Below are 8,855 nucleotides of genomic sequence, written 5' to 3' on the forward strand. Positions count from 1 at the left end.
GCGTGCCTGTGGCTTCAAGACCGAAACGGTCCCCATTCGGTTTCGAAAAATCATGGGCAGGACCCGCGGCATGTCTCAAGCCTCGGGCATTTGCCCCAAGTGACGAGCGGCGCGCTGCCTCGCCTCCTCCGCCTTGCGCGCAATTTCCTCGGGCGACGGCAGGCTCATCAGCACTTCCCGAGGAACGTCCGCCGTCAACTGGGCCAGCTTGGTCAAGCACTTTTGCCGCTCGGCCAGCGCCTTGTCGGAGTCGCGTTCCTTGGAAAACCGGCTCTTGGCCCGCTCGCTCCTCGTGCGGAGCATGTCATACACGTCGCCCCCCAGCAGAGCGGAAATATCAATCTTCATCTTTTCCCGGTTCAAATCGGCGTCGCTCACCTGGTCGCCATTGATCGGTCCCGACTTGTATTTCGGGAACATGATCGCCGCCTCTGGGCAGACGCGGGAACACGCGGGACAGTTGGTCTTGCATTGATCCAGGTTCTGCGCCTGGATTTTTTGCTGCTCGTCCACACCGTAAACCCCGAAGAGACAAAAACTCAAACACTGCATGCAATTGGTGCAGCGATCATAGTCAATCACCGGAAACCAAGGCTTCCAAAGCCCATGCTCCACTGCCTTGGCCTCTCCCCGACGAGCCTCCACCTTTTCCGCCACCGCCTCCGCGGGCATCCCGCTCACATCCAGAAAACGTGCCCGATCGGCGCGGTCCATCGGTTCGGGCACCACCGCCCCTTCAAACTGGCCCAGCCACACCGTCTCTCCTCGATCATGGGGAGACACTCGCCCGCCCGGCTGGGGCCGTGTCAGGGCATATCCCTTCCCCAACAACACGCTCATGGTCTCGAAAAGCGTTTCCCCCGGCCAATGGGACGCCGTTTCGCCTTCGAAAAAGACAATTCGCAACGTCGGTTCCGTCAGGGTGCTCATGAGGGCGAAGATTCCGTCGTTTCTTTCCCGGACGGGAGATTCGGCCGCAATTCCGGCCGGCCCAAAGCCTCGACGATTTCCTGGGCGGGTTGCACACGCATGTTCAAGACTTCAACACGGTCCGAGGTCAGCGGCGCGCCCGCGGAAGCAAAAAGCCACTTCACGGCCCTGGGAAAACAGGCGGCAATCCGGACACCCCCGCCATTCGGATCCGCCAGTCTTTGCAGGGCGCCATCCTTGCGCGCCGACATTTCACACAAGTCCGCCACCGCCTCAAACGCCGCCCCGCCGGAACAAAGGTGCCTCAACACGGCTTCCTTCGTCTCCCGCGGAACCACCTGGGCGTAGTTGCAATGACAGTAGAGAATGCGCGGCGCACTCATGGCGAGTTTCTTCTTAAGACAAGATGGCCACCGGGATCCATGTGCGTCTCAAAGCTCGTGCTGGAATTCATATCGGGCCGGGTTCTCCCCTAATCCTCCAACCCCGCCATCCGATGGGTCGGCGTCGGACGGCCCGGACGGAATCGCTCCAGATGTTCCACCCTCATCACGAGGCCCGCCTCGCTCGCCTCAACCACCCGTGCTCGCACCGTGCTCTGAAGCGCCTCGGCCAAAAGCTCGGGATCTCCCTCGGCCCGCAAATTGAAGGTCAGCTGGCCCGCCCTGATGGACTCGGGCAATGCCTGGCCTAACTCCGGCACGAAATCGTTTCGCACCACGTTCACAATGCCGAGATCGCCCAACCCGTCACGCGATTCGAGCGTGATCTTGCAATGAGCGATCTCCAGCCCTCGAGAGGCCAACCATTGCCTCACCCCCTCCGCCAGCTCCCTCAACAGTTGGTTGCCGTCGAAAACACCTGACGCCCCTTGACTCTCCACACTCAACGTCGCATTCAGCCACCCCAGCAACGCCTCCCCCTCCGCGTAAACATCGTAATCCACAGGCATAGCCTTCCACCGTCCGGCTTCTCCCCGCCGCAGGTGATCGAACCATGCGTCCAGTCCCGAACCTTCCCTCGCCGAGACCTGGAAAACGGTGGATTTGGGATGCCTTTCCTGCAGCGCGTCGCTTAAACGCCGCAATCGCTCGGGAGACAACAGCTCCCGCTTGTTGATCACAATGAGTTCCGCTTCCTCCAACTGCTTGCGGTAAATGTAGAGAACTTTCTCCGAAAAACTGGAACCGGATTCCAGTCCCAACACGCGTTCAGCCCGGATGGGGTCCACCACGACACTCAAGGGGGCCACCACGAAACGGTCCCCATAGATCCGCCGCAACGGATAGCTCACCGTCGCCACCAAATCCGTGCAACTGCCGACCGGTTCGGCGAGAATGAACTCGGGCCGAGTCTCCGCCGTCAATTGCCTGGCCGCGTCCGTCAGAGAATCGAATCGGCAACAGAAACATCCGCCGGCAATTTCCGCGGTTGAAAAACCCCGCTGCCGGAACCACGCCGTGTCGACGAGCTCGCTCGCCTGATCATTCGTGATCAAACCTGTCCTTCGCCCTTCGTCACGCAACCGCTCCCCCAACCGCATCATGCAGGTCGTCTTCCCCGCCCCGAGAAAACCGCCGATCATTACGTAGCGAGCCATCGAATCGCCCAAGTCGGGGACAGCCGGCGCTCGCGTCGTCGCAGGTGCGGAGGAGGAATCGTTCATGCGCTGGGATCGGAGTGCTTTTGCTGGGCAAGGATGCGGTCGATCGTGCTGTCGAGCAAGGCCCGATATGCCATCACGTCCAGACTCTTCTCTCCAGGCTCGCCCTGCACTTCGTACAACCACCCTTCCGTGTAGTTGCTTTCGTGAACCAGAGCGGACTTCTTCGCCAAGGCGGGGTTCATTCCCAGAAAAAGTCCGGCCGCCGGACAATACAAATCCGAAATCGCCTTGAATCCCTCGACCCATCCCACGATCTTCCCGGGCTGCACGGGCTCGCCTGCCCCGATTTCCAACCCGACATCCACGGTTTCACCCAGCATCCGCACCGCAAACTTGGTCAATCCAACCCTGACCACGCCCTCCGGCATCCTGGACATCCACGCGTGCGCCGGCGTGTAAAGGTAATCGACAGGCAAATGCGTGACGAACGTCGACCGCTTGTAAAAAACGGTTTTGAGTGGCGGCCTGGACATCAGCCCTGCCCTCCGGCTTGGGATTTCTTGTTCTGCGCCACCAGGCTCTCCTCCTCGGCCACCTTGTCGAGGAAGACCGCGAAAATCCGTTGCAATCGCTGGCGTTGCTGGTTGAGCCACCAAACCAGAAACGGCAGTCCCGCCAGAACCAGCCAAACCCACGGCCAGCGACGCGCCAACACACCGGCCACCACCAAACACCCGCCCGCCGCCACGGCGACGATCAACCTCGCCGTCAACGTCGGCACCACCTGCAATCGACATCGCAAGACTCGCCTGTTGCCGTGGCGCGATTCCATCACGGTGGTCAGCCGCAACCGGCCCAACCGATCGCCCTGGGCTTCCAGGTCATAATCACTCCACCCGGTGTCCGTGCGAATCCGCCAACCCTCCTGCTCAAGCCTCGACGTCAGCCTCCCAAGAAAACCCACCCGGTCAAAATCATTTGCGGAATGATAGCAAACTTCGTCCAACCCCGGCTCCGCCTGCCCGCGCGCCATGCTCTCAAAACTGTCCACCGCGCTCGGAGGCAGTCTTTGCTGAAGGTCGAGCCGGCCGCGATATCGCGCCCACCCTCGCACGATCGGCTGCAACAGGTAGAGGAGAGCAATGAGTGGACGGGACCATAATCGCCTTCGGGAACGAGGGACAGCCGCCTGCGCCCCGGCCACCACACACAACACCCCCACCATCACCAGATTGGTCACCGCCACCGGCCACAGGAACGGCAACGGAAATGAAACCACGACGAGCGGCAAGCTCACCAGCGCGTGATACTCGATGCTGGTGAACATCAGGAACAAACCGGACGGCCCAGGCCTGTAAATAGCCTGGAACATCCCCGTTCCAAACAGTCCATGATAAATCATGGCCGGTCGAAACAGCAGGCTCAGCTTCGCCGGCGAGTAAATCGTGCCCCGCCACAAATGACCCCCGATGGCATTGAAGTATTCCGGATGCCGATGAACGAGCAAGGCCTCCGCCTCTCCATATCCCCGCTGCTGCCGCAAATACTCCCCCACCGTGGAACGCCGATAATGCCAGACGAAACCGCCGGGACTGAACCCGATGCGGAATCCACGCTGCTGCAAACGCCAGCACAAATCCACGTCATCCCCCGCTTTCCGAAACACCGGGTCGAAACCTCCCACCTCCAGCAAAGCCCAACGGTAAAAAACCATGTTGCAGCCGGGGATATGCTCCGCCTCCCGATCGGTCAGCATCACGTGCGCGGGCCCGCCCGGCGAAACCATGACCGCCGCGGCCACCCACGAATCATCGGGCGGCAGGAAATTATGCCCACCCATGCCGGTAAAATCCCCCCGCAACAAATCCCCCACCACAAAATGCAGCCAATCCTCATCCGCCCGGCAATCCGCGTCCGTAAAGGCGACAAGCTCACCCTGGGCCGCGGCGATCCCCGTGTTCCGCGCCGCCGATAATCCGCGATTTTCAGCGTGAGGAACATAACGCACGTCCGGAAACTCTGTGGCAATCCGCGCGGTCTCGTCACGCGATCCGTCATCGACCAGGATCACCTCGTAATCCGGGTAATGCAGCTTCCGCAGCGACGCCAGACACGCCCTCAGCGTCGCCGCCCCTTGATAACTGGCCACCACGACGGACACCTTCGGGCTGCGCGGCAAAGGAAACCTGGGCGCCAGGCCGAACGACCTCGTCACCGCGCCAAAGGCCGGCTTCAGCTCGCGATTCGACCGGGTCAGCCCAAAGGCCCAGTCCGCCACTTCCACCCCATCCTTGTGCCATTCATCCGTGAAACTGAAAACAATCACGCCCGCCGTGCCCGCGCGGAACGCGGCCTCCACCTGCCAACTCAGGATCTCCGCCTGGGCATCCTCCCCCTCCCGAATGCTGTCGATCCCGATTTCCCCAAGCAACAGAGGACGCGCGTCCGCCAGCATCTGCAACCGGCCGACATAAGCCTCCCAGGACCGCTGGTGATGGAGATAAAGATTGAAGCAGCGAAAATCCGCGCCGCCCGGCGAAAGAAACTCGGTCGTGGGGAAATTGCCGAACGTGCAGAGTGCTTCCGGATCCACGCGCTTGATCTCGTCGATCAATTCGTCGATGAACCGCTCCACGGCGCGCTGCCCGCTCCACCGCACGATGTCCGCCGGGATTTCGTTCACCACGCTGAAGGCAAACACCGCGTGATGGCGGGCACACTGTTCCGCCGCCCGCCGGGCAGCCTCGCGCGCCTCCCGTTGCAACCTCGGGTCATCGAGGAAACACGCCTCCTTGTTCCAGGGAATGTCGATGAGCAGCCGAAACCCTTGCGTCTCCGCCAAATCGAGGAACCACCGCGGCGGCACATGATAAACCCGCAGCACATTCGCTCCCAGCCGCCGCAACCCTTCGAAATCGCGCCGCGCCTCCTCCGGCTCGGGAAAAGGCTGGCCGGATCCATTCGGGCGAAAGGGCCCGTAGGTGACCCCCTTGACGAAGAACTTCGCGGGCCCCACGCGGAACCCCTTCCCATCCACCGTCACACGGGGAGGCCGGGCAGGACCGAAGCTCATGAATTCCTAGACGCCTGAAAGGCGGCGCGTCATCGAGGGTTCCTGAAAGAATTTCAAACGTTGAACTTGAACAGCAGCACGTCGCCGTCACGAACGACGTATTCCTTGCCTTCCATGCGATAAAGCCCCTTCTCGCGCGCCGCCGCCACCGAGCCGCACTGGACCAAGTCCTCGTAAGCTACCGTCTCGGCTTTGATGAAGCCGCGCTCGAAATCGCTATGAATCACCCCCGCCGCCTTGGGCGCCGTGTCCCCGGCGTGAATGGTCCACGCGCGCACTTCTTTCTCGCCCGCGGTGAAATAGGTCCGCAGTCCCAACAGATGATACGTGGCGCGAATCAACGCGCCCACCCCCGACTCCGCCACTCCCAGCTCCCGCAGGAAAGCCTGCGCTTCCTCCTCGGAAAGATCGACCAGGTCGCTCTCGATCTGGGCGCTGATCACGACCGTTTCGCAACTGTGATGCGCGGCCGCGTAAGCTTTGACTTTCTGGACATGCGCCATGCCATCAGCCTGAGCCAGCTCCGATTCTTTGACATTCGCCGCAAAGATCGTCGGCTTGTCGGTCAACAGGTAAAACCCGCGCGCGATCGCCTTCTCCTCCGGTGCAAGGTCGAGCGTGATCGCCGGCTTGCCCGCGTCCAGATGCGGCTCGACCTTCTTCAACACCGCCTCCTCCGCCAGAGCGATTTTGTCCCCCCGTTTCGCGTCCTTCGCCCCTTTCTCAATCCGCTTCTTGACCGCGTCCAGATCGGCCATGACCAACTCGGTGGTGATCGTCTCGATGTCCCGCACGGGATCCACCGAACCCGCCACGTGATGGATATCGCCGTCCTCGAAGCAACGCACCACCTGCACGATGGCATCGACTTCGCGAATGTGGCTGAGGAATTTGTTGCCCAAGCCCTCGCCCTGGGAAGCCCCGCGGACCAGCCCGGCAATATCCACGAACTCGACCGCCGCCGGGATGAGGGTGGAGGTCTTGGCGATTTTGGCCAGCACGCCCAACCGCGAGTCGGGCACCGTCACCACGCCGACATTCGGATCAATGGTGCAAAAAGGATAGTTGGCGGCCTCGGCCTTGCGGGTTCGGGTCACCGCGTTAAACAACGTCGACTTGCCTACATTGGGAAGTCCGACGATTCCAGCTTTGAGCATACAGGTAAACGATTTGCGCGCGTACCATCCCGAAAGCCTACAACAGGCCCGGGTGAAAACGCGCGGGGGCGGGATGATGGAAACAACCCCCCCTCAGGTCAAGACGCTCTGCAAAGCCCCCATCACCTCCGGTGCATCCCGATGTTGTTGGTAGGGCGGGCCTGTCCCAGCCCGCCGCCCACGGGATGCAAAACATCATGCTCCGGCGGCGCGCCGGGACGGACGCGCCCTACCTGCATCACCGGCAACATCGGGATGCACGGCATCACCTCGAATGACGCGGAACAACCTCGATGAATCACGCAATCGGCGGCGGTTCCGAGGGCGCCTTGGCCCCGGGTGGAGGTTCGGATGGGGCCGCGCCCCGATAGCTGGCCACCACCCAAGCGCTCAACCGGTCGTCCGGCGCGTTCACCGTCTCTTCGTCCACCTTGAAACTGGTCTGCCCTGTGTTCTGGGCGATCAACCGCAGGCCAAATTGAAAGTCCTTGAACCGTTCCGCGCAGACTTCGCGAACCGGACGGCCCCCATCCAGGGCCAGCGCAATCAAACGGTCCGCAGCCCCGTCCGTGAACTCGATCTCGAGCCCGTGCGCGTCCTGGAACCGTCGGCCGAATTCCCGCACGACCTGCCGCAACATCGAGCGCTCCTCCTCGCGCTGCAACAGCAACACCCTCTTCAATTCAGCCTCCGGATCCTCCACCAGCGCGCGGTGGATCCGAAATCGCTTCACGGTGGTGGAAGGCAGTTCGTATTTGAAGGGTCGCAGCACTTCCTCACACACCGTCATCAGCCCGCGTGCCCCCGTCTTTTCCTCCGCCGCCCGCTCGGCAATGGCGCGCAATCCGTCGTCCTCGAAAAACACCTCGATCCCATAGGCGCCGAACGATTGCTCGTACTGGCGCACGATGCTGCCCTCGGAATTCTTCAAGATTCCGAACAAATCCTCCACCGAGAGGGGGAGGCAGACCACGCGCACCGGCAGACGCCCGATGAACTCGGGCTCCAGGCCGAACTCGATGAAATCCTGCGTGCGCGCGTGCTCCAGCCAGCCCTCCTCGACCCCGGTGCCGGCCGCGGCCGCGCCAAAACCAATCGCGGCTTCACGCGCCCTTTTCCTCACAATCTTCTCCAAGCCGCTGAAAGCACCGCTCACGACGAAGAGAATGTTCCGCGTATTGATCGTCGCCGACGATTTCTTGCCGCGGGCATTGTCCATCATGGACTGAATTTGCGCGCCCAAATCATTCGCGGCCCTGGCCGGCACGTCCGTTTCCTCCATCAACTTGAGGAGATTCGTCTGCACCCCCCGGCCGCTCACGTCCCGGCCCGCCACGTTCGACGACGACGCGATCTTGTCGATCTCGTCGATGTAAATGATTCCGTATTGCGCCCGATCGATCTGGCCATCGGCCTTCCGCACCAGGTCACGCACGAGATCCTCCACGTCGCCTCCCACGTACCCTGTCTCGGAAAACTTCGTCGCGTCCGCCTTGACGAAAGGAACCCCGATGAGATCGGCGATGCTTCGAATGAGATAGGTCTTGCCCACCCCGGTGGGACCGAGCAGCAGCACATTCTGCTTGGCGTAATGCGACGGCGCCTTCCCTTCCATCGACTGCCGGACATGCTGGTAGTGGTCACACAGCGCCACGCTGAGAACTTTCTTCGCCGCTTCTTGCCGGATCACATAGCGATCCAGGTAAGCCTTCACGTCCTTGGGTTTGTGTTCGAATTTGAACTCGGCCGCGGGAGGCGCCGGCGCATCCGGCGGCGGCTCCTGCTCCGAAGTTGCGGTCCGCGCCGTCTTCTGGGTCATGCGCTCAAAATGCTGCCGCATGAACTCCTGGACCTGGCGTTGAAACTCCTCCGGAGTCGGGGGTCCTGCCCAAACACGTGCATTCGTCATCAGGCGCATACCCTGAACCACGAAGCCTTGTTTGGCAACTCGCACGGATTGCACCCCACCCCTGGCGGTGCATCCCGATGTTGCCGGTGATGCAGGTAGGGCGCGTCCGTCCCGGCGCGCCGCCGGAGCATGATGTTTTGCATCCCGTGGGCGGCGGGCTGGGACAGGCCCGCCCTACCA

Annotated in this window: 7 protein-coding genes; all 7 read right to left on the reverse strand. The window is 61.9% G+C overall.

Features of this window, described 5'->3' with window-relative positions; translation table 11 throughout:
* Positions 1 to 75 precede the first annotated feature (75 nt).
* Complete coding sequence (locus FJ404_06180; GenBank protein MBM3822458.1) at positions 76 to 930, reverse strand: ferredoxin family protein; 855 nt, start codon at positions 928 to 930, stop codon at positions 76 to 78.
* Positions 927 to 1,313, reverse strand: a complete 387-nt coding sequence (locus FJ404_06185; protein ID MBM3822459.1) for a hypothetical protein — start codon at positions 1,311 to 1,313, stop codon at positions 927 to 929. The genes FJ404_06180 and FJ404_06185 overlap by 4 nt, the downstream gene beginning before the upstream one ends.
* Before the next feature lie 89 nt (positions 1,314 to 1,402).
* On the reverse strand, positions 1,403 to 2,515 hold the full coding sequence (locus FJ404_06190) for a cobalamin biosynthesis protein P47K (GenBank protein MBM3822460.1): 1,113 nt from the start codon (positions 2,513 to 2,515) through the stop codon (positions 1,403 to 1,405).
* A gap of 77 nt (positions 2,516 to 2,592) precedes the next feature.
* Positions 2,593 to 3,069 (reverse strand): glycine cleavage system protein H, encoded by a 477-nt coding sequence (locus tag FJ404_06195; GenBank protein MBM3822461.1) that lies wholly within the window; start codon positions 3,067 to 3,069, stop codon positions 2,593 to 2,595.
* On the reverse strand, positions 3,069 to 5,609 hold the full coding sequence (locus FJ404_06200; GenBank protein MBM3822462.1) for a glycosyltransferase: 2,541 nt from the start codon (positions 5,607 to 5,609) through the stop codon (positions 3,069 to 3,071). Before FJ404_06200 ends, FJ404_06195 begins: the two co-directional genes overlap by 1 nt.
* A 53-nt stretch (positions 5,610 to 5,662) precedes the next feature.
* Positions 5,663 to 6,766, reverse strand: coding sequence for a redox-regulated ATPase YchF (gene ychF, locus FJ404_06205; GenBank protein ID MBM3822463.1), 1,104 nt, complete (start codon positions 6,764 to 6,766; stop codon positions 5,663 to 5,665).
* A gap of 298 nt (positions 6,767 to 7,064) precedes the next feature.
* The gene (locus FJ404_06210) at positions 7,065 to 8,675 is read right to left on the reverse strand and encodes an AAA family ATPase (protein MBM3822464.1); all 1,611 of its coding nucleotides are present in this window, start codon (positions 8,673 to 8,675) and stop codon (positions 7,065 to 7,067) included.
* Positions 8,676 to 8,855 lie beyond the last annotated feature (180 nt).

It is taken from the genome of Verrucomicrobiota bacterium (assembly GCA_016871495.1).
Lineage (GTDB): Bacteria > Verrucomicrobiota > Verrucomicrobiia > Limisphaerales > VHDF01 > VHDF01.

What these genes read in the sequence shown, in the direction of transcription:
- FJ404_06180 (MBM3822458.1), bottom strand. Translation starts at nt 930, where the DNA reads ATGAGCACCCTGACGGAACCGACGTTGCGAATTGTCTTTTTCGAAGGC.
- FJ404_06185 (MBM3822459.1), bottom strand. Translation starts at nt 1,313, where the DNA reads ATGAGTGCGCCGCGCATTCTCTACTGTCATTGCAACTACGCCCAGGTG.
- FJ404_06190 (MBM3822460.1), bottom strand. Translation starts at nt 2,515, where the DNA reads ATGATCGGCGGTTTTCTCGGGGCGGGGAAGACGACCTGCATGATGCGG.
- FJ404_06195 (MBM3822461.1), bottom strand. Translation starts at nt 3,069, where the DNA reads ATGTCCAGGCCGCCACTCAAAACCGTTTTTTACAAGCGGTCGACGTTC.
- FJ404_06200 (MBM3822462.1), bottom strand. Translation starts at nt 5,609, where the DNA reads ATGAGCTTCGGTCCTGCCCGGCCTCCCCGTGTGACGGTGGATGGGAAG.
- ychF (MBM3822463.1), bottom strand. Translation starts at nt 6,766, where the DNA reads ATGCTCAAAGCTGGAATCGTCGGACTTCCCAATGTAGGCAAGTCGACG.
- FJ404_06210 (MBM3822464.1), bottom strand. Translation starts at nt 8,675, where the DNA reads ATGACGAATGCACGTGTTTGGGCAGGACCCCCGACTCCGGAGGAGTTT.